Below are 18957 nucleotides of genomic sequence, written 5' to 3' on the forward strand. Positions count from 1 at the left end.
CGTCAGGCGCGGGCGAGTTCGGCCGCGCCGAAGGAGACGTCGAAACGGTCGCACCAGATGCTGACGCTGCTGAAGTCGGCGAGGTCGACGCCGGCCGGGACCGGGTAGTTCTGGTCGCCCTTGTTGCCCTTGAGTTCGCCCAGGTTGACGTACTTGCCGTCGTCGAAGACGCGCCAGCCGTCGATGCCCTCCTTGACCGGCTGGTCGGACAGCCACACCCGCAGGGCCGGGCCGTTGCTGGTGTCCAGGTCCTCCAGCCGCAGCACGTGGGAGCCGTCGGCGAGCTGAAGCAGCTTCACCGTGCCCTTCGTGGCGTGCTCGTGGCTGATCAAAGAGCCCTGGGCGAGGGTGCGCAACCACTGCGCTCAGCAGGCAATGAACACGGCCAGGGTGCCGGGGCGGGCGGCAGGTGGGCGCGAGGCGGCACCGGCCGCGAAAACTTCTCCGGCGACCGCGGCAACCTCCCGCCGGGTCGCGCGTCGTGCGGGGGTGAAGGGCGTGACCCCGCCCCCTCACCCGACCGTGGAGAACCACTGTGAACCAGCTGAAGCACGTGTACGGCGCCGCCGTAGCCGCCGGACTGCTCGCCGTCCTCGCCGCCGCCCCGGCGTACGCCGCGACCGGGCCGGGCGCGAGCGCGTCACCGTCCCCCGCGCGCCCCACCGCCGCGTCCCCCGTGCCCGGCGCCCCCGGTACGGAGCAGAGCGCCGCCGGCGCGCCGCCGGCGCAGCGGCCGTCCACCGGCTCGTCGGCGGTGCCGTCGGCCGGCGCCTCCGTCGAGCCGTCGGCGCAGCCGTCCCACCCGGGGAGCGCGGCGCCCGTGCCCGTGCCCGCGTCCGGCGGGCCGGGTGGGTCCCCCGCAGCCGGGGCTCCCGAGCTGGCGCATACTGGCTCCTCCGGCTCGGCCGACCTCGCCCTCGGTGCCGGGGCCGCCGCGCTCGTCGCCGCCGGAGCCGGGACCCTCTACGCCGTCCGGCGCCGCGCGCACCGCTGACAGCCGTACCCGAGGATCCTCGTGCTCCACGCCCTTTCCCCACGGCTCGCGCAGCCGTACGCACCCGTCACGCACGGCCTCGGCCGGGCGTGGCGGGCGCTGCTGCGCGGGCCGCTGCACCGCGACCGGCCCGCGGCCGCCCCGCCGGGTCCCCTCGCGGCGCCGCGCCACCCCGCGGCCACGGCCCACCACGTCACCCACCAGGCCACCGACCGCGTCACCGACCGCTTCGCCGGCCCTTCCGCCGGCCACGCCTTCGCCGGGAGCGAGGAGCGGCCGCCCACCGTCACCGAGCTCTACCACGCCCACCGGCTGCGGATGGTGCGGCTGGCGGTGCTGCTCGTCGACGACCTCGCCACCGCCGAGGACGTGGTCCAGGACGCCTTCACCGCCCTCTACCGGCGGCACGGCGAGCGCATAGCCGAGGTCGACAACGCCCTCGGCTATCTGCGTACCGCGGTCGTCAACACCTCCCGCTCCGTGCTCCGGCGCCGCCGTACGGCCCGCGGCTGGACCCCGCCGGCGCCGGCCGACGTACCCTCCGCCGAGGAGTCCGTCGTCCTGGACGAGGCGCACCGTGAAGTGCTCGCCGCGCTCGGTCGGCTGACCCCGCGCCGCCGCCAGGTGGTGGTTCTGCGCTACTGGGCCGACCTCAGTGAGGCGGAGATCGCCACCACGCTCGGGATCAGCCGGGGTGCGGTGAAGTCGACGGCGAGCCGCGCCCTGGACGCGCTCGAACGGATCCTGGAAGGCCGGGTATGACCCACGACCTGAGGCCGGAGACGACCGGCGAGCGGCCCGGCGAGCGGCCCGTCGAGCGGCGGCTGCGCGCGGCCTTCGCCGCCCGCGCCGAGAGCGTCACCGTCCGGGACCTGCGGCCCGCCGACCCGCCGGGGGCGCGTCCGCGCCGGCTGCCGGCGCTGCGGTGGCGGCGGTCGGTGCTGCCGCTGGCCGGGCTCGCCGCGGCCGCCGCCCTCGCCGCCGGGTATGTCGCCCTGGCCCCGGACGACCCGGGTCCGCGCCCCGTGCCGCCGGCCGCCCCGCCCTCGCCGAGCGGACCGGGCAGGCCCGTACCCACGCAGCCCGCGACCGGTACGTCCGGCCCGAGCCACGCCCCGGGCCTGCCGCCGGGACCGGTCCCCACGCCCGACCCGAAGACCGGCCCGCCGTCGGCGGGAACGTCGGCGGGGCCGTCGGTGGGAACGGTGCCGGGGCCTTCGGCGCCGCCCACGCAGCCACCGTCAGCGGTTCCCTCCGGCTCCGCGCCGCCCTCGGGATCCCCGGCCCCCGGCCCGCACCGGTCGCCGGGGTCCTGACCGCCGGTTCAGGTCGACCAGCCCGAACTCGGCCGAAACACGGTGCCGTTTGCCTGGCGTACGGCGGCCGGTCACGTCAGCATCCCCCATCGGTACCCGGAACACGTTGTTCTTGGGGCACCCCCCATGCCACCCTCACCCTCAGAGGTCGAATACCCCATGGCAGAACTCAATCGCCGCCGCTTCCTGCAGCTCACCGGCGGGGCCGCCGCGCTGACCATGCTGAACGACAGCATCGCGCGCGCCGCCGCCATCCCCGCGCAGGGGACCACCGGCACCATCGCGGACGTCGAGCACATCGTCGTCCTCATGCAGGAGAACCGGTCCTTCGACCACTACTTCGGCGCCATGCGCGGTGTCCGCGGCTTCGGCGACCCGCGTCCGGTGACCCTGCCCAGCGGCAAGTCCGTCTGGCACCAGGCCGACAACGCGGGCAAGGAGACGCTGCCCTTCCGGCCGCCGTCGGACGACCTGGGCATGGAGTACCTCCAGGGCCTCAACCACGACTGGGCGGGCGGCCAGAGCGCGTTCAACAAGGGCAAGTACGACAACTGGGTGCCCGCGAAGACGCCGGCCACCATGGCGTACCTGACCCGTGAGGACATCCCGTTCCACTACGCCCTCGCCGACGCCTTCACCATCTGCGACGCGTACCACTGCTCCTTCATAGGCTCCACCGACCCCAACCGCTACTACCTGTGGTCGGGTTACACCGGCAACGACGGCCAGGGCGGCGGCCCGGTCCTCAACAACGCCGAGCTCGGCTACGGCTGGACCACCTACCCGGAGCGCCTGGAGGCGGCCGGCATCTCCTGGAAGGTCTACCAGGACATCGGCGACGGGCTGGACGGGCCCGGCCACTGGGGCTGGATCAACGACGCCTTCCGCGGCAACTACGGCGACAACTCGCTGCTCTACTTCAACAACTACCGCAACGCCCAGCCCGGCAGCGCGCTCTACGAGAAGGCCCGCCGCGGTACGAACGCCAAGGCCGGCGAGGGCTACTTCGACCAGCTGCGCGCCGACGTGCAGGCGGGCAACCTGCCCCAGGTCTCCTGGATCGCCGCACCCGAGGCGTTCAGCGAGCACTCCAACTGGCCCTCGAACTTCGGCGCCTGGTACATCGCGCAGGTGCTGGACGCCCTCACCTCCAACCCGGACGTGTGGGCCCGTACCGCGCTGTTCATCACCTACGACGAGAACGACGGCTTCTTCGACCACGTCGTCCCGCCGTACGCCCCGGCCAACGCCAACCAGGGCCTGTCGACCGCTCCCACCGCGCTGGACGTCTTCCCGGGCAAGCCCGGCTACGTCGCCGGTCCGTACGGTCTGGGCCCGCGAGTGCCCATGCTGGTCGTCTCCCCGTGGAGCACCGGCGGCTACTCCTGCTCCGAGACCTTCGACCACACCTCGGTCGTCCGGTTCATGGAGAAGCGTTTCGGCGTGCAGGAGCCCAACATCTCGCCCTGGCGCCGTGCCGTCTGCGGCGACCTGACCTCGGCCTTCGACTTCGCCCGCAAGGACACCAGCACCGTCCGGCTGCCCGACACCGGCGGCTTCGAGCCGCAGGACCGCGAGCGGCACCCCGACTTCCGGGCCACCCCGCCGGCCGTGGGCAGCATGCCGCGCCAGGAGCGCGGCATGCGCCTGACCCGCGCCCTGAAGTACGCCCCGTACGTGGACGGCGCGGCCCTCACGGGCGAGGGCAAGTTCAAGCTGACGTTCGGCAGCGGCCCGGACCTGGGCGCGCAGTTCTACATCACCGCCGCCAACCGCACGGACGCCCCGTGGACGTACACCACGGAGGCCGGCAAGTCGGTCTCGGACACCTGGAACACCCGTTACTCGGCCGGCGTCACCGACCTGACCGTGCACGGTCCCAACGGATTCCTGCGCGGTTTCCGCAACCCGGGCACCACGCCGGGCCCCGAGGTCACCGCCCGCCACAACGCCGCCACCGGCAACCTGGACCTCACCCTCACCAACGCCGGTGCCTCGACGGCGACGCTCACGGTCACCAACTCCTACGGCGGCGGCCCCAAGCGCCTGACCGTGGCCAAGGGTGCCACCGTCACGTACACCGTCTCGCTGCGCAACACCAAGCGCTGGTACGACGTCACGGTCACCGCCTCGGAGACCCCGGACTTCCAGCGCCGCTTCGCGGGCAAGGTAGAGACCGGCGCCGCCGGCCAGTCGGACCCGGCCATCCTGCAGGAGGACGGTTCCTGACCCGTCCCCGCCAGGCCCGCCAGGCCCCGGTGGCCGCCCCTACGGGCGCGCCGCCGGGGCCTGGTGCATGTTCTCCACCGCCCTGACCAGCGGAGCCAGCTCCGGGTTCGCCGCCGCCGCGTCCAGCGCCTCGCGCAGGGCGCGGTCGTTCGTCGGGCGGGCGGCGTCGAGCAGGGCCAGCCCGGCCTCGCTGACGTCGGTGTAGATGCCCCGGCGGTCGGTGTCGCAGAGGTAGCGGCTGAGCAGCCCGCGGTCCTCCAGGCGGCTGACCAGGCGGGTGGTCGCGCTCTGGCTGAGGACCACGGACTCCGAGACCTGCGCCATGCGCAGGTGCCCGCCCGGGCCGCTGTGCTGGCGGCTGAGGACGTCGAGGAGCGAGTACTCGCGCACGCTCAGTCCGTGCCCGGCCTGCAGGGCGCGCTCGATGTGCGCCTCGATGCGGCCGTGCAGGAGGGAGAGGGCGCACCAGCCCTGCGAGAGGGCGGTGGGTGCGCTGTCCGTGGCCGTCATGGGCTCGTGCCTCCTGTGTGCGTCGGATACCCGGTCACGTCCGGTTCGTGGCCCGCATCCGTACCCAACCAGTGGGATCACCAGGATATGCCACGACCGAAATAGCCCGCGCTTGCAAATATTCCGCGTCTGCAATTATTGTCGACGCATGCAAGCAGCGTAGGCAATCTCCTCGCCCGCCTCCCCCCGTTCCCTCCCCCTCCCCCCTGAAGGGCATCCCCTCATGCCACTCGCACTGCTCGCCCTGGCCATCGGGGCCTTCGGGATCGGCACCACCGAATTCGTGATCATGGGTCTGCTGCCCGAGGTCGCCGCCGACTACGGCGTGACCATCCCCGCCGCCGGGTTCCTGGTCACCGGATACGCGCTCGGTGTCGTCCTCGGCGCCCCGCTGATGACCGTGCTGGGCACCCGGATCCCGCGCAAGCGGATGCTGATGCTGCTCATGGGCCTGTTCATCGCGGGGAACCTGCTCTCGGCGCTGGCCCCCACCTTCGGCGTCATGCTCACCGGCCGCGTGGTCGCCTCCCTCGCCCACGGCGCGTTCTTCGGCATCGGCTCCGTGGTCGCCGCCGGGCTCGTCGCCCCCGAGAAGAAGGCCGGCGCCATCGCGATGATGTTCACCGGCCTCACGGTCGCCAACGTCGTCGGCGTCCCGCTCGGCACCTCCGTGGGCCAGAGCGCCGGCTGGCGCGTCACCTTCCTGATCGTCGCGGGCCTCGGCGTCCTCGGCCTGCTGGGCATCGCCCGCCTGGTGCCGGAACTGCCCCGCCCCGCCGGCGTCTCGGTCCGCCACGAGCTCGCCGCCCTCCGGAACGTCCAGGTCCTGCTCGCCATGGCCATGACGGTCCTCGGCTTCGGCGGGGTCTTCGCCGCGATCACCTACATCACGCCGATGATGACGAACGTGGCGGGCTTCGCCGACACCTCCGTCACCTGGCTGCTCGTCCTCTTCGGGCTCGGCATGGTCGCCGGGAACCTGATCGGCGGCCGGTTCGCCGACCGCGCGCTGATGCCCATGCTGTACGGGTCCCTGGGCGCCCTCGCCCTGGTGCTGGCCCTGTTCACGCTGACCGCGCACCACCGCGTCGCGGCCGCCGTCACCATCGTCCTGATCGGCGCCCTCGGCTTCGCGGCCGTGCCGCCGCTGCAGAAGCGGGTCCTGGACCAGGCCGCCGGCGCGCCGACCCTGGCGTCCGCCGTCAACATCGGCGCCTTCAACCTCGGCAACGCGCTCGCCGCGTGGCTCGGCGGTCTCGTCATCACCGCGGGTCTCGGCTGGACAGCGCCCAACGGGGTCGGCGCCGTCCTGGCGGGCTCCGCGCTGCTCCTCGCCGTACTCTCCGGCGCCCTGGAACGCCGCACCGGCACCGGGCCGGGCCGCATCGTCACCGCCGGCGCGCACCCGGGCCCGGCGCCGGTCGCCGAACCGGCCGCCGCCGCTGAACCGGCCACCGCTGCCGCCACCGAACCGGCTGCCGCCGCCCGCCGCTGAACCGGCCGCTCACGCCCCTGCGGCGCGGCCGGACCGGCCCGGTCCCGCTGATCCAAGTCGCGCCCCCGGCGGGCCGGTGGGAGGTTGGTGGCGGGATGTGATGACTCATGCGGCAGTCCAGGAAGCTCCGGGCCACCGCGTGGCCCTGCGCCGTCATGGCGCTGACCCTCGGCCTCGCGGGGTGCGCCAACGCCTCGGGAGACCGCCGGGCAGGGCCCCCCTCGGACTCCGCCGGCGCACCCGCGACCACCCCGGCCGTGGCCCCGACCCCGCCCCCGTCTCCCACGCCCTCGTACACGCTGTCCACCGCGCCGCGCACGATTCCCGCCGTCCGGGAGTTCGAGGCGGCGCGGGGGCCCGGCTGGAAGCCGGCGCAGGGGGCCAGGGTGGTCGTGGCGGCGAGCGGGGCCGATGCCCTCGACGACGAGGGCCGGCTGCTCGCCAAGGAGCTCGGCATGGGATTCGCCGAGGGCGCCGCCCCGCAGCGCGGTGACGTCGAACTCGCCCTCGGCGCGAAGGGGTCCGGCGCCCCCGAGTCGTACACCCTGACCGTGAAGGACGGCACCGTCCGCATATCCGGCCCCGACGAGGCCGGGGTCTTCTACGGCACCCGCACCCTCAAGCAGGCCGTGCGGGGCGCCGGTGCCATCGGTGAGGGCACCGTCAAGGACCGGCCGTACCTGGCCCAGCGGGGACTCAACCTCGACATCGCGCGCAAGCACTTCACGCCCGGGTGGATCGAGGCCCGGCTGCGCGAGATGGGCGACCTGAAGATGAACCAGCTCGGTCTGCACTTCTCCGACGACCAGGCGTTCCGCATCGAGTCCACCAGCCACCCGGAGATCGTCTCCACCCCGCACCTCACCAAGGCCCAGGTCCGCAGGATCGTCGACCTGGCGGCCTCCCTCCACATCACCGTGGTGCCCGAGATCGACTCGCCCGGACACCTGGGCGCGGTCCTCAAGGCCCACCCCGAACTGCAGCTGCGCAACGCCCAGGGCAGGGCGGTCAAGGGCGCGGTCGACATCTCGAACCCCGCCTCGGCCAAGCTCGTCGACGATCTGCTGCGCGAGTACCAGCCGCTGTTCCCCGGCCCTTACTGGCACCTGGGCGCGGACGAGTACCAGGCGCTGGTCGTCTCCAACCCGCAGGCCTCGTTCCCGCAGCTGGCCCGGGCCGCCACGGCACGGTACGGGGCGGGGGCGAAGGTCCAGGACCTCGCCACGGGCTGGCTGAACGACCGCGCGGCCGTGGTCCGGGCGGCCGGCCGGCAGCCCAGGGCCTGGAACGACGGCTTCTTCACCGGTGGCGTCGCCGGCGCGGCCAAGGACATCCAGGCCGAGTACTGGACGGGCAAGGAGATCGGCGCCCGGCCGCCGCTGGGGTACCTGAGCGAGGGCCGCAAGGTGTTCAACCTCAACGACGAGTTCCTCTACTACGTCCTGGGCGAGCCGAACCAGTTCACGTACCCCACCGGCCGCCGCATCTACGAGCAGTGGACCCCGCTCGTCCTGCGCGGCACCACGCCGGTGCCCGCGCAGTACGCCTCCCAGATCCTCGGCGCCCGGCTGGCCGTCTGGGCCGACCTGGCGAACGCCCAGACCCAGGACCAGGTCGCGGCCGGCATCGCCCGCCCGCTGGCCGCGCTCGCCCAGAAGACCTGGGACCAGCGCCCGCCGCAGCAGCCGTGGTCCGCCTTCGCGCCGCTGGCCGACCGGCTGCGGACGGCCGGCTGACACCCCACCGGCCGCGCGGGAGCCCCGCCCGCGCGGGAGCCCCGGCCGCGCGGGAGCCCCGGCCGCGCGGGAGCCCCGGCCGCGCGGGAGCCCCGGCCGCGCGGGAGCCCCGGCCGCGCGGGAGCCCCGCCCGCGCGGGAGCCGTCACCGCAGGAGCCCTCACCGCGGGGGAGGCTCAGCAGTCGCCCCCGGCGGGGACCTCCGCGCACGGCGCGGTCGCGGCCGCCTCCAGGCACTCGGGCGCGGCGGCCAGCTCGGCGCACAGCGCCTCCTCGACCTTGTGCAGCAGCCGCAGCAGCTCCCCGCTCTCGGCCTCGTCCAGGCCCGACACGGTCGTGCGCTCCAGCTCGCCCCACGCGCCGCGCACCTCGTACAGCAGCCCGCGGCTGGCCTCCGTGGCCTCCACCAGGCAGGCGCGCCGGTCGGCCGGGTCCTGGCGGCGGCGGACGTGACCGGCGTGCTCCAGGCGCTGGAGCATCTTCGTCACGGTGGAGGGGTCCAGTCCCACCGCCTTGATCAGCTCGGACTGGCGGACCGGTCCGCCGTCCCAGAGGCGCGTCATCACGAACTCCTGGCCCGGATGCAGGCCGATCTCGCGCAGGAGGCGGCCCGCGGCGATCCGGTGCAGCCGGGCCACCCGGCTGATCGCATGGCTGACCGGCCCGTCCAGCACGGCGCTCGGCACCGTACAGGCGCCCTGCGCGGTCGTCTCGGTCTCGGTCCTCATCGCGGCTCCCTCTTCCGTCCCTCGTCCAAGATTTTAGCTTGGTCGGCCAATGAATGGGGTATGGTGACGGTCAGGCAATCGTTGGCCGACCAATTAATTTCTGTGAGGGTAGCCATGACCAGCGCTTTCGATCCGATCACCATCGCCGGAACGGCACTTGCCAACCGCATCGCGATGGCACCGATGACGCGCAGCCGGGCCGCTGACGGCGGGGTCCCGACCGAGCTCACCGCCGAGTACTACGCGCAGCGCGCCTCGGCCGGTCTGATCGTCACCGAGGGCATCCAGCCCTCCGTCGTCGGCCAGGGCTACCCCTGGACCCCCGGCCTGCACTCCGCCGAGCAGGTGGCGGGCTGGCGCAAGGTCACCACCGCCGTGCACGCGGCGGGCGGCACGATCTTCGCGCAGCTCATGCACACCGGCCGCATCGGCCACCCGGTGCTCCTGCCCGACGGCCTGGTCCCGGTCGGCGCCTCGCCGGTCGCCGCCACCGGACAGGTGTTCACCGGCGAGGGCATGAAGGACCTGGTCACGCCCCGCGAGCTGACGGGCGCCGAGGTGCGGGAGACGATCGCCGACTACGCGGCCGCCGCCCGCAACGCCATCGAGGCCGGCTTCGACGGGGTCGAGCTGCACGGTGCCAACGGCTACCTGATCCACCAGTTCCTCTCGCCGCACACCAACCAGCGCACCGACGAGTGGGGCGGCACCACCGAGAACCGCATCCGGTTCGCCGCCGAGGTCGTCAGGGCCGTCGCCGCCGAGATCGGCGCCGGGCGCACCGCGCTGCGGCTCTCGCCCGGCAACACGTACAACGACATGGCCGAGCCCGACCCGCAGCCGACGTACGAAGCCCTGGTCAAGGAGATCGAGCCGGTGGGCCTGGCCTACCTGCACCTGACCGAGCCCGGCGAGCACGTGCGCGACATCACCCTCGCGCTGCGGGGCCAGTTCTCCGGCGCCCTGGTCCTCAACCCGGCCTCCGAGGGCCCCACCGACCACCGCGCGCTGGCCCTGCTCGAGGACGGCACCGCCGACGTCGTCGCCTTCGGCGCCCTCTTCCTCGCCAACCCCGACCTGCCGGCGCGGCTGCGGTCCGGGGGTCCCTACAACACCCCGGACCCGGCCACCTTCTTCGGCGGCGGCGAGGCCGGCTACACCGACTACCCGACGCTGTGACCGCCCGGCGCCTCGGGCCGCGGCCCATCCGGCCCTGATCCGCCGGACGGACCCTGAGCCGGCTCGTCGGACGCGGACCGCGCCGCGGTGCCCACCACCTCCACCGTCCCGCGCCCGCCGTCGACGCGGATCCGGTCGCCCGTCCGGATCCGCGTCGTCGCGTTGCCGCAGCCGACGACCGCCGGGATGCCGAGCTCGCGCGCCACGATCGAGGCGTGCGAGAGGTTCGCGCCGACATCGGTGACGATCGCCGAGATCCGGGTGAACAGCGGCGTCCAGCCGATGTTGGTCACCGTCGTCACCAGGATCTCGCCGGGCCGCAGGCTCTCGCCCTCCGCCACGTCGGCCACCACGCGGGCCACGCCCTCGACCACACCGCCGGAGGCGGGCGAACCGCTGACGGTGTCGGACGGCGCCGCGGCGGCGTGCGCGTCGTACAGATCGGCGCGGCGGTCGGGGTCCGCCGCCCAGACGGCCGGGTCGAACTCACCCCGGATCAGCGTCGGATAGGTGGGCAGCCCCCGGTACAGCGCGTACGCCGCCCGCCGCGACGGTACGGCCGCCAGCGGCTCCTCGTCCCCGTCCAGGACCCGCAGGATCTCCTCGACCGGCAGGAAGAACAGGTCCTCCCCGTGCCCGGTGACCTCACCGGCGCGCAGGACGAAGGCCCGCAGCAGCCAGAACACCCGCGCGACCTCGGTCCGGGCCGCCTCCCGCAGCCGCGCCGACGCGGCCCAGCCGTCCACCGCGCCGTGCATAGCCCCGACCCGCTTGGGATGCGCGGCCGCGAACCGCTCCCAGGCCTCGGTCCGTTCCCGGTGGCGGCGCTCCAGCCGCAGGTCGGCGTTCTCCTCGACGGTGCCGAGCGCCGCCAGCTGCCGGTCGATCCACCGGGGGTCCTCCGCCGGGCGCGGCACGGACACCTCGAACTCGTCCGGGCCGCGGTGCCCGTACGTGCTGAGGTACGTCTCCCGGTCCGTCTCCCCGCGGGCCAGCCGTTCCAGGCCCAGCAGCGGTCCCATGCTGGCGAGCTGGCCGGCGCCGCCGACGCCGGTCGTCATCAGGTCCGCGTCCTCCTCGCCGACCAGGTCGCGCAGCGTGCCGCGGACCTTGACGAGCGCGTCGCCGTCCTGGCGGGTGGCCGCCTGGAGCATGTGGCAGCACAGCCGGAAGTACTCCGAGACCTGCTCCTCCCAGAGCCCGCGCAGCTCGTCGGCGCCGCGCGCGTCCGTGACCCGGGTGCGCAGCTCCTCGCAGCGCCGCGGCGCCGTGTCCAGGAACCCGGGCAGCTTCTTGCCGTTGGCGCGGATGCGGCTGACGACGCCGGCGGCCTCGGAGAAGGTGTCCCGCCAGACGCGCAGCCGGGAGGCGGGCAGCAGCGGGATCGTCACGCCCGCGGGCAGCCGTCCGAAGACCATCTCGTTGGCCAGCGCGAACTTCTTCCCCTGCCCGAAGGCGGCCGCCAGCGTCGCGGTGACGCTGAGGTTCATGTAGAAGCGGCCGCCGATGTTGCCGTACATGGGACGGCCCTCCAGCGTGGCGCCGACCATCACGTCGCCCATGAAGCGGCGGACGAACGACCAGGTGGCGGGCGTCATCACGGACGGCACCGCCTCGCCCAGGTTGGCGCTGGTCCACAGCGAGTCGGTGCCGGTGGTGTCGTTCCACACCTCGGGGACCGGCGGGGCGACCGTGGTGATGGGGCGGGCCTGGAGGATCTGGAACCGGCCGTCGGCGCGGGCCCATTCGACGTCGCGCGGATCGCCGTAGAGCTCCTCGATCTTCAGGCCGAGCCGGGCCAGTTCGGCGGCCTCGGAGGTGGTCAGGACCGGGGCCTCGCGGCGGTCGGCCGGGACGGGCTCCTCGACGGTGCCGCCCGACGCGCCCGTGGCGCCGGCCGGGACGGTCATGACCTCCTTGGCGGCGACGCGGTGCTCGACGACGGCCAGGGTCCGGCGGTCGACGAGGACCGTGTCGGGCGTGACCAGCCCGCTGACCACGGCCTCGCCCAGCCCCCAGGCGGCGTTGACCACCAGCCGGTCGGTCCGCCCGCCGAGCGGGTCGACGGTGAACATCACCCCGGCGGCGTCGGCGGCGACCATCTCCTGCACGACGACGGCGAGCGCGACGTCCTCGTGCGCTATCCCGGCGCGGGCGCGGTAGGCGATCGCGCGGTCGGTCCACAGGGAGGCCCAGCAGTCGCGGACCGCGGCCAGCAGGGCCGCCTCGCCACTGATGTTGAGGTAGGTGTCCTGCTGGCCGGCGAAGGACAGGTCCGGCAGGTCCTCGGCGGTGGCCGAGGAGCGGACGGCCACCGTACGGGCGCCGTCACCGAGTCCGGCGTACGCGGCGGCGACGGCCGACCTCAGGGGGCCGGGCAGGTCGGTCTCCGCGAAGGCGGCGCGGATGAGGGCGCCCGCGTCCGGCCGCGGCAGGGCGGCGGCGATCCGGTCGGCGAGTCCGGCGGCGGTGACGAACTCCCCGTACGCGGCGGTCGTCACGTGGAAGCCGCCGGGCACGGGCAGCCCGCCCCGGGCCAGCTCCGCCAGGGCGCTGCCCTTCCCGCCGGTGGCCTCCAGCGTTGCCGCCGGATCGTCCAGAGCCATCACTAAGCGCACGTCATTCCCCAACTCTTCCGACCATAAAGGACCATGGAACCCTAGCTGCCGCGAGCCCCTCGGCACACGACGGGCACACACCAGGCATACGCGGTGCATACGCGACACGTACGCGACACGTACGCGGGGCGATACGGTTCGGCCATGCACGTCCTCGGCAGCCGTGTCCTGCTCACCCCCACCGACCCCGATCGCTCCCGGGCGTTCTACGGCGAGGCGCTCGGCCTCGCCGTGTACCGCGAGTTCGGCACCGGCCCCGACCGCGGCACGGTGTACTTCCTCGGCGGCGGCTTCCTGGAACTCTCCGGCCGCTCGGCCACCCCGCCGGCCCCGGGCCTGCGCCTGTGGCTCCAGGTCGCCGACGTCCACGCCGCCCACCGCGAACTGCTCGCCCGCGGCGTGGAGATCCTGCGGCCGCCGCTGACGGAACCCTGGGGCCTGATCGAGATGTGGATCACCGATCCGGACGGCGTCCGCATCGCGGTGGTCGAGGTCCCCGCGGACCACCCCCTGCGCCACCGCCCGCAGTGACGCCGCCCCCGGCCCGGCGGGGTGCCGGGGCGAATACCACGAAAGCCGTTGATTCACCGTTCGGCCACGAGAAGTTTCTTACCGGCCAGTAGACATGTGGCTGGATCTTGCCGAGGGTGGGGGTGTTCATGCCAATGCGTGCACCGAGGAGCCCCCACACATGCTCAACACCCGTACCAGGACGTCCCGTTCGGCCCTGGCCGTCGGCGCGGCCGCCGTCACCGCCGCCCTCACCCTCGTCCCGGCCGCCACCGCCCAGGCCGCCCCGGCCGCGGCACCCGCCCCTGTCGCCGCCGCCTCGGCCCCCGGCGGCAACGCCGCGATCCTGGGCATCGACTACGCGACCTGGCAGCGTGACGTCGCCGCCGTCATCGACGTGGCCCGCCCGTACATCGAGCAGCGCCTGAACAACGCCCCGGCGGGCCAGAAGCCGGCGATCGTCCTGGACATCGACAACTCCTCGCTGGAGACCGACTTCCACTACTTCTGGACGTTCCCGACCCCCGCCATCGCCAAGGTCCGCGCCCTGGTCCAGTACGCCCACGCGCGCGGCGTCGCCGTCTTCTTCGTCACCGCCCGCCCCGGCATCATCCACTCCCTGACGATGCACAACCTCAAGGCGGTCGGCTACCCGGTCACCGGCCTCTACGTGCGCGACCTGCCCGACCTGTTCCAGGAGGTCAGCACCTACAAGACGGCCAAGCGCGCCGAGATCGAGGGCCGCGGCTACACGATCATCGCGAACATCGGCAACAAGGAGAGCGACCTCGTCGGCGGTCACGCCGAGCGCACCTTCAAGCTCCCCGACTACGACGGCAAGCTCTCCTGAGCAGTACGGCCGTCGGTCCGTCCGGTCCACCGGGTACGCTGGCGCGCACCCCCGACCGGACGGAGCAACCGTGGTGATTCGTGTCGCCGCTGTCGGAGACATCCACCTGGGCCAGGGCGCCGAAGGACGGCTGCGGCCGGCCTTCGAGACCCTCGGCGACCGCGCCGACCTGCTGCTGCTCGCCGGTGACCTGACCCGGGCGGGCACCGAGCAGGAGGCCCGGGTGGTCGCCGGTGAGATCCGCGGCCTGCCGGTGCCGGTGGTCGCCGTCCTCGGCAACCACGACCACAACAGCGGCCGGTCGCACACGGTCGCCGAGGTCCTGCGGGAGGCGGGCGCCACCGTACTGGAGGGCGCCTGCGCCGTGTTCGAACTCGCCGGGACCACCGTCGGCGTGGCCGGCACCAAGGGGTTCTGCGGCGGATTCGCCGGCCCCGGAGCAGGGCGCGGCGCGGGGCACGAGGACGACGGCGAAGACGGCGAGGAGAGTGACGAGCACGCCGCCACCCTCGCCACCACCCGCGCCCACGCCGAGGACCTGCGGCATTCGCTGGCCGAACTGGCCGACGCCGGCAGCGCCGTACGCATCGCCCTGACGCACTACGCGCCCGTCACCGGCACACTGGCGGGCGAACCCGCCGAGCTCTACCGCTACCTGGGCAGCCCCCTGCTGGCCGAGGCCATCGACGGGGCCGGCGCGGACCTGGCCGTGCACGGCCACGCCCATCTGGGCACCGAGCGCGGCCGCACGCCCGGCGGCATTCAGGTGCGCAACGTCGCCCAACCCGTCATCGGCCGCCCCTTCGCCGTGTACCGGCTGGACGTCCCGCCCGGGCGCTGACGGCTCGGGGCGCCGACGGCACGGCCGCCGCAGGGCCACGCGCTGTCACCCCGTGCCACGGCGGTGAGAACGCGCCACCGGCGGTCCCGCCGCCCTGGCGCGCCGGGTGCGGCGGGCGGTTCACTGCGGGGCCATGAGACGAACGAGGATCATGGGCGTGCTCGGCGGGCTGGTGCTGGCCGCCGGCACCCTGTTCGGGGCCGCGCCGGCCGTCGCCGCCCCCACCCCGCCCGCGGAGTTCGGCAGCGACTGGCACGACCCGCTCACCGCCGGCCCGCCGGTGTCCCGGCCCGGGACCCGGTCCTGCGAGCTCACCGTGGCCGAGGCGCAGTTCCGGGACTTCACGCCGTACCGGGGCGCGTACACGCCCCCCGCCGCCTGCGGCGCCTCCTGGAGCAAGGTGGTGCTGCGGCTGGACGGCAAGGTCAAGGGCCGTCAGTACGACCGGCTGGGCCACCTCGCCCTCGGCGGGGTCGAGATCCTGCGGACCTCCACCCCGCAGCCCTCGCCCGACGGCATCCAATGGTCGGTGGAGAAGGACGTCACCCGCTACGCCGACACCCTGCGCCGGCCCCAGCCCGTCGAGATGCTCATCGGCAACGTGGTCGACGAGACGTACACCGGCGTCATCGACGTCAAGGTGACGCTGACCTTCTACACCGCCGACGGACGGCACCGGGCCCCGGACACCCCGGAGCGGGTGCTCCCGCTCGGCGACGGCACGGTCACCACCCCGCGCAACACCGAGCGGCTGCTGGCCGAGGTGTACGCCACCGGCTCCGGCGGCGGCTGCGAGGAGTACTGGTACATGACCACCCCGGACGCCGCCCCCTACTCCTGCAAGGCGGCCGACGGCCCCTACCGCGAGGTGCGCATCAGCGTCGACGGGCGGCTCGCCGGGATCGCCGCGCCCTTCCCGACCGTGTGGACGGGCGGCTGGTCGAACCCGTTCCTGTGGTACGTCACCCCCGGGCCGCGCGCCTTCGACGTCCAGCCCGTCGTCTACGACCTGACGCCGTTCGCCGGCCTCCTCAACGACGGCCGCCCGCACCGCATCGAGGTGTCCGTCGCCGGAGTGCCCGCCGGGCAGAGCGGCTGGAGCACCCCCACCAACCTGCTGCTGTGGCAGGACGAGGGCCGCCGGGTCGTCACCGGCGCCCTGACCCGCCACGAGCAGAGCGATCCGGCCAACTCCACCCGCTACACCCCCGGTTCGCCCGAACACCGGCTCGACACCGACGGCGCGCACCGGCTGACCACCACCGGGTACGTCGACACCTCGCACGGCCGCGTCACCACCACCGTCACCCGCGCCGTGACCAACACCTCCGCCCACCGCTGGACGGACGGCGAGTTCCGGGACGCCCTCAAGGCCACCTGGACCGACGACGAGAGCGTCACCAGCGGCGGTACGACCACCCGCACCCACCGCACCTACACCATGGACGGCGAGACCACCCTGGGCGCCGACGCCCGGCTGCGCACCGTCCTCGCCCTCGGCGACCGCGCCGACACCATGACCGTCCGGGCCGGCGGCCGCCCGCGGTCCGCACACCTGGACCACACCTACCAGGGCGACGCGACGTACACCACGGGCGTCCCGCGCGACCAGCGGCACGCGGTCGGCACCACGAGCGAACGCCACCGGCTCCACGGCACGGACGGCTGCCACGACCGGACCGTGCGCACCGCCCAGGGCACGGTCACCGAGGACCGCCGGCGCTGCTGAGCGCCCCTCGCCGGCCCGTACCGCGGCTGCTTCCCGGTGCCGGACGTCCCCGTGATATCCGTTGGGCAGGACGTCCGGTACCGAGGGAGCACCCCACCATGCACAGCTGGCGCAGCACGCTCGACGCGGCCGGGATCTCCGGCCCCCCGATACGGGCCGACTTCACCGCCGCCGCGCGGCTCGTGCTGCGCCGCGAGTCCGCGCCGTACCTGGCCCTGCGGCTGCTGGCCGCGCCGCACCTGCAGCCCTGGCTGGCCGCCGGGCTCGCCTTCATGAACCGCGTCGACGACATCGCCGAGACCGGTACGACGCGGACGCGGCTCGACGGACTGCGGCGCCTGGGGGAGCAGGTCGAGTCCGCGCTCGCGGGCGGGCGCGGCGGCGACCCCGTGCTGCGGGCCTACGCCCACGCCGTGCACGAGCGCGCCCTGCCCGACACCTGGGTGAAACGATTCCTCGAAGGCGCCGCCACCGCCGAGGCGGTCTTCGCCGGTTTCGGGACCGAGGCCGACTTCCAGGCGTACGTCGACGCCTACGCCTGGCCCGCGTTCGTCTCCTTCACCGGACTGCAGTACCGGGGCGGACCCGACGAGGAGCAGGCGGCCGCCCTGCGCCGCCTCGTCGACGCCGCCCAGCGCGTCGACTTCCTCGCCGACCTCGCCGGTGACCTGGCCGCCGGCCGGCTCTGCCTGCCGCGCGAGCGCCTCGACGAGCACCACGTCACCCGCGACGACCTCGAACAGGGGGAGGACACCCCGGCCGTGCGCGCCCTCCTGACCGCCGAGACCCGCCGCGCCCGGGCCGCCCTCGACGCCGCCGCGGACGTCGTGGACCTGGCCGACCCGGGCCTGCGCCGCGTGGTCGCCACGATGACCGACCTGATGGGCCACCAGCTGACCGCGGTCGAACGGGCCGGCGTACGCGCCCTGCGCCGCGACGTCGGCTACGGCGCCGTCGCCCCCTTGCGCATCCTCGCCCGGTCCGCCCGCCGTTAAGGCCTGGGCGGATCACCCGCGGGACGGACGAGCAGCAGGGCCGCATCGCCCGCCACGCGGGTGATGAACACCGTCGCCGCGCCCGTGCCCCGCGGGGTGCAGGCCCGCCGGAGTTCTTCCGCCGCGCCGTCGGCGCGGCCGTGCTGCCGCACGGTCAGCTCGCCCACCCCGCGTCCGCGCAGCAGCGCCCCGAGCGCGGCGGGGTCGTACGGCAGGACGTCGGTGATCTCGTACGCCGTGGCGAACGGCGTGGGGTGCGCCTCGTCCGAGGTGACGCAGACGGGCCCGGCCGCGTCGAGGACGCCACCGCCGACCTCCTGGGCGACCTCGGCCACCAGGCCGGCGTGGACGATGGCCGCGTCCGGCTCGTACAGGTAGCGACCCGGCGGCCGCACGGCCGGGACCGGCAGCCCCCGGCCGGTCAGCGTGGCACCGCCGGGCAGCAGGGTGGCCCGGCGCGGAACCCGCACGGCGGGGTTCGTCTCCCCGTGCCACCACCACAGGACGGCTTCCTGCACCTCCCCCTCCCAGGAGATCCACTCGGCCTCGTCGGCCCCGCAACCGTCGGGGACGCTCCTGTACGGCATCCGCGGGTCGAGCCGGACCGCACCCGCTCCCGCGCCACGAACGACGTCCATCGCCCACGGCAGCGACGGCGCGTACGCCGCCGGGCCGGCGCCCTCGTCCGGAGCGCCCCGTCGCATGAGGTCGACGAAGACCGCCTCCCCCCAGGGCCGGAACGTCGTGAGGTCCTGCCGCTGGACCCACATCATGGCCGACGGGTTCAGGGCCGCCCCGTTGGCCGCGGTGATCTCGACGTCCAGCGGGTCGCTGTCGACGGCCGTGACGGCGTGGGCCGACCCCAGTTCGAGCGCGTCGGCCCCGATGCCCAGGTGCAGCACGTCGAGGAACACGACGCCCATCTCGTCCAGGACCCGGCCCAGCTTGTACTCCGGTACACCCCGGTGGGAGGCCCGCTCCAGGCCCTCCCGGGTGAAGTACATCCGCTGCGCGTCCGCCCCGAACTTCGCCTCCGCCTCACGGCGCAGCCGGACCTGCTCGATCGCCGCCGACACCAGCTCCGCCGGGTGGTCCCACCGCAGGGCGGTGAGCGTCGCGGGCCAGGCGGCCGGGTCGTGGTCGCGTACGGCGGCCAGGACGGCCTGGCCCTCGTCGGTCAGCAGCGCCCGGAAGGTCTCGACATCCATCCGCGCATCCTCGCAGCCCT

Annotated in this window: 16 protein-coding genes and 1 pseudogene; 12 read left to right on the plus strand and 5 right to left on the minus strand. The window is 74.3% G+C overall.

Annotation, left to right across the window (positions count from 1 at the left end; genetic code table 11):
* Nucleotides 1-2: 2 nt before the first annotated feature.
* Nucleotides 3-350, minus strand: a pseudogene (locus ACZ6KO_RS05570) (DM13 domain-containing protein); the annotation flags it as partial.
* A gap of 185 nt (nt 351-535) precedes the next feature.
* Here ACZ6KO_RS05570 and ACZ6KO_RS05575 point away from each other — a divergent pair.
* The 4 genes from ACZ6KO_RS05575 to ACZ6KO_RS05590 all read left to right on the plus strand — a co-directional run bounded on the left by ACZ6KO_RS05575 (nt 536) and on the right by ACZ6KO_RS05590 (nt 4539).
* Complete coding sequence (locus ACZ6KO_RS05575) at nt 536-994, plus strand: hypothetical protein (protein WP_469300338.1); 459 nt, start codon at nt 536-538, stop codon at nt 992-994.
* Between the two features lie 21 nt (nt 995-1015).
* Nucleotides 1016-1756: an RNA polymerase sigma factor gene (locus ACZ6KO_RS05580; protein ID WP_469300341.1), complete on the plus strand. Its 741-nt coding sequence runs from the start codon at nt 1016-1018 to the stop codon at nt 1754-1756.
* Entirely contained in the window at nt 1753-2310 is a 558-nt protein-coding gene (locus tag ACZ6KO_RS05585; RefSeq protein WP_469300343.1) for a hypothetical protein, read from the plus strand. The genes ACZ6KO_RS05580 and ACZ6KO_RS05585 overlap by 4 nt, the downstream gene beginning before the upstream one ends.
* 159 nt (nt 2311-2469) lie before the next feature.
* Nucleotides 2470-4539 (plus strand): phosphocholine-specific phospholipase C, encoded by a 2070-nt coding sequence (locus ACZ6KO_RS05590; protein ID WP_469300346.1) that lies wholly within the window; start codon nt 2470-2472, stop codon nt 4537-4539.
* 39 nt (nt 4540-4578) lie between these two features.
* On the opposite strand, the gene ACZ6KO_RS05595 is transcribed toward ACZ6KO_RS05590, so the two are convergent.
* Nucleotides 4579-5049 (minus strand): MarR family winged helix-turn-helix transcriptional regulator, encoded by a 471-nt coding sequence (locus tag ACZ6KO_RS05595; protein ID WP_469300347.1) that lies wholly within the window; start codon nt 5047-5049, stop codon nt 4579-4581.
* A 223-nt stretch (nt 5050-5272) separates the two neighbouring features.
* Between ACZ6KO_RS05595 and ACZ6KO_RS05600 the strand changes: the two genes are divergently transcribed.
* Both ACZ6KO_RS05600 and ACZ6KO_RS05605 read left to right on the plus strand, forming a co-directional pair.
* Nucleotides 5273-6544, plus strand: a complete 1272-nt coding sequence (locus ACZ6KO_RS05600; protein ID WP_469300350.1) for an MFS transporter — start codon at nt 5273-5275, stop codon at nt 6542-6544.
* Between the two features lie 107 nt (nt 6545-6651).
* Complete coding sequence (locus ACZ6KO_RS05605) at nt 6652-8280, plus strand: beta-N-acetylhexosaminidase (protein WP_469300352.1); 1629 nt, start codon at nt 6652-6654, stop codon at nt 8278-8280.
* Nucleotides 8281-8455: 175 nt separating this feature from the next.
* Here the strand turns inward: ACZ6KO_RS05605 and ACZ6KO_RS05610 are convergent, their stop codons facing one another.
* The gene (locus ACZ6KO_RS05610) at nt 8456-9007 is read right to left on the minus strand and encodes a MarR family winged helix-turn-helix transcriptional regulator (protein ID WP_469300354.1); all 552 of its coding nucleotides are present in this window, start codon (nt 9005-9007) and stop codon (nt 8456-8458) included.
* Nucleotides 9008-9121: 114 nt separating this feature from the next.
* On the opposite strand from ACZ6KO_RS05610, the gene ACZ6KO_RS05615 reads away from it, so the two are divergent.
* Nucleotides 9122-10186: an alkene reductase gene (locus tag ACZ6KO_RS05615; RefSeq protein WP_469300357.1), complete on the plus strand. Its 1065-nt coding sequence runs from the start codon at nt 9122-9124 to the stop codon at nt 10184-10186.
* Here ACZ6KO_RS05615 and ACZ6KO_RS05620 read toward each other — a convergent pair.
* Nucleotides 10171-12792 carry a PEP/pyruvate-binding domain-containing protein gene (locus ACZ6KO_RS05620; RefSeq protein ID WP_469300358.1) on the minus strand — a complete coding sequence of 874 codons (2622 nt, stop codon included), beginning with the start codon at nt 12790-12792 and terminating at the stop codon, nt 10171-10173. The genes ACZ6KO_RS05615 and ACZ6KO_RS05620 overlap by 16 nt on opposite strands.
* Before the next feature lie 156 nt (nt 12793-12948).
* On the opposite strand from ACZ6KO_RS05620, the gene ACZ6KO_RS05625 reads away from it, so the two are divergent.
* The 5 genes from ACZ6KO_RS05625 to ACZ6KO_RS05645 all read left to right on the plus strand — a co-directional run bounded on the left by ACZ6KO_RS05625 (nt 12949) and on the right by ACZ6KO_RS05645 (nt 17729).
* The gene (locus ACZ6KO_RS05625) at nt 12949-13335 is read left to right on the plus strand and encodes a VOC family protein (RefSeq protein WP_469300361.1); all 387 of its coding nucleotides are present in this window, start codon (nt 12949-12951) and stop codon (nt 13333-13335) included.
* A gap of 160 nt (nt 13336-13495) precedes the next feature.
* A complete protein-coding gene (locus ACZ6KO_RS05630; RefSeq protein ID WP_469300363.1) occupies nt 13496-14164 on the plus strand; it encodes an HAD family acid phosphatase in 669 nt (222 codons plus the stop codon).
* 73 nt (nt 14165-14237) lie between these two features.
* The gene (locus ACZ6KO_RS05635; protein ID WP_469301568.1) at nt 14238-15005 is read left to right on the plus strand and encodes a metallophosphoesterase family protein; all 768 of its coding nucleotides are present in this window, start codon (nt 14238-14240) and stop codon (nt 15003-15005) included.
* 133 nt (nt 15006-15138) lie between these two features.
* Nucleotides 15139-16734, plus strand: a complete 1596-nt coding sequence (locus ACZ6KO_RS05640) for a peptide-N4-asparagine amidase (RefSeq protein ID WP_469300365.1) — start codon at nt 15139-15141, stop codon at nt 16732-16734.
* Nucleotides 16735-16832: 98 nt separating this feature from the next.
* Complete coding sequence (locus ACZ6KO_RS05645; RefSeq protein WP_469300367.1) at nt 16833-17729, plus strand: phytoene/squalene synthase family protein; 897 nt, start codon at nt 16833-16835, stop codon at nt 17727-17729.
* Here the strand turns inward: ACZ6KO_RS05645 and ACZ6KO_RS05650 are convergent.
* Nucleotides 17726-18937 (minus strand): THUMP-like domain-containing protein, encoded by a 1212-nt coding sequence (locus ACZ6KO_RS05650; RefSeq protein ID WP_469300370.1) that lies wholly within the window; start codon nt 18935-18937, stop codon nt 17726-17728. The two genes, ACZ6KO_RS05645 and ACZ6KO_RS05650, sit on opposite strands and share 4 nt — an antisense overlap.
* Nucleotides 18938-18957 lie beyond the last annotated feature (20 nt).

The organism is Streptomyces sp. NPDC042102 (assembly GCF_055582305.1).

Bases quoted from the DNA above. Each gene is read 5' to 3' on its own strand.
- ACZ6KO_RS05585 (WP_469300343.1), top strand. From the start codon at position 1,753: ATGACCCACGACCTGAGGCCGGAGACGACCGGCGAGCGGCCCGGCGAG.
- ACZ6KO_RS05590 (WP_469300346.1), top strand. From the start codon at position 2,470: ATGGCAGAACTCAATCGCCGCCGCTTCCTGCAGCTCACCGGCGGGGCC.
- ACZ6KO_RS05595 (WP_469300347.1), bottom strand. From the start codon at position 5,049: ATGACGGCCACGGACAGCGCACCCACCGCCCTCTCGCAGGGCTGGTGC.
- ACZ6KO_RS05600 (WP_469300350.1), top strand. From the start codon at position 5,273: ATGCCACTCGCACTGCTCGCCCTGGCCATCGGGGCCTTCGGGATCGGC.
- ACZ6KO_RS05605 (WP_469300352.1), top strand. From the start codon at position 6,652: ATGCGGCAGTCCAGGAAGCTCCGGGCCACCGCGTGGCCCTGCGCCGTC.
- ACZ6KO_RS05610 (WP_469300354.1), bottom strand. From the start codon at position 9,007: ATGAGGACCGAGACCGAGACGACCGCGCAGGGCGCCTGTACGGTGCCG.
- ACZ6KO_RS05615 (WP_469300357.1), top strand. From the start codon at position 9,122: ATGACCAGCGCTTTCGATCCGATCACCATCGCCGGAACGGCACTTGCC.
- ACZ6KO_RS05620 (WP_469300358.1), bottom strand. From the start codon at position 12,792: ATGGCTCTGGACGATCCGGCGGCAACGCTGGAGGCCACCGGCGGGAAG.
- ACZ6KO_RS05625 (WP_469300361.1), top strand. From the start codon at position 12,949: ATGCACGTCCTCGGCAGCCGTGTCCTGCTCACCCCCACCGACCCCGAT.
- ACZ6KO_RS05630 (WP_469300363.1), top strand. From the start codon at position 13,496: ATGCTCAACACCCGTACCAGGACGTCCCGTTCGGCCCTGGCCGTCGGC.
- ACZ6KO_RS05640 (WP_469300365.1), top strand. From the start codon at position 15,139: ATGAGACGAACGAGGATCATGGGCGTGCTCGGCGGGCTGGTGCTGGCC.
- ACZ6KO_RS05645 (WP_469300367.1), top strand. From the start codon at position 16,833: ATGCACAGCTGGCGCAGCACGCTCGACGCGGCCGGGATCTCCGGCCCC.
- ACZ6KO_RS05650 (WP_469300370.1), bottom strand. From the start codon at position 18,937: ATGGATGTCGAGACCTTCCGGGCGCTGCTGACCGACGAGGGCCAGGCC.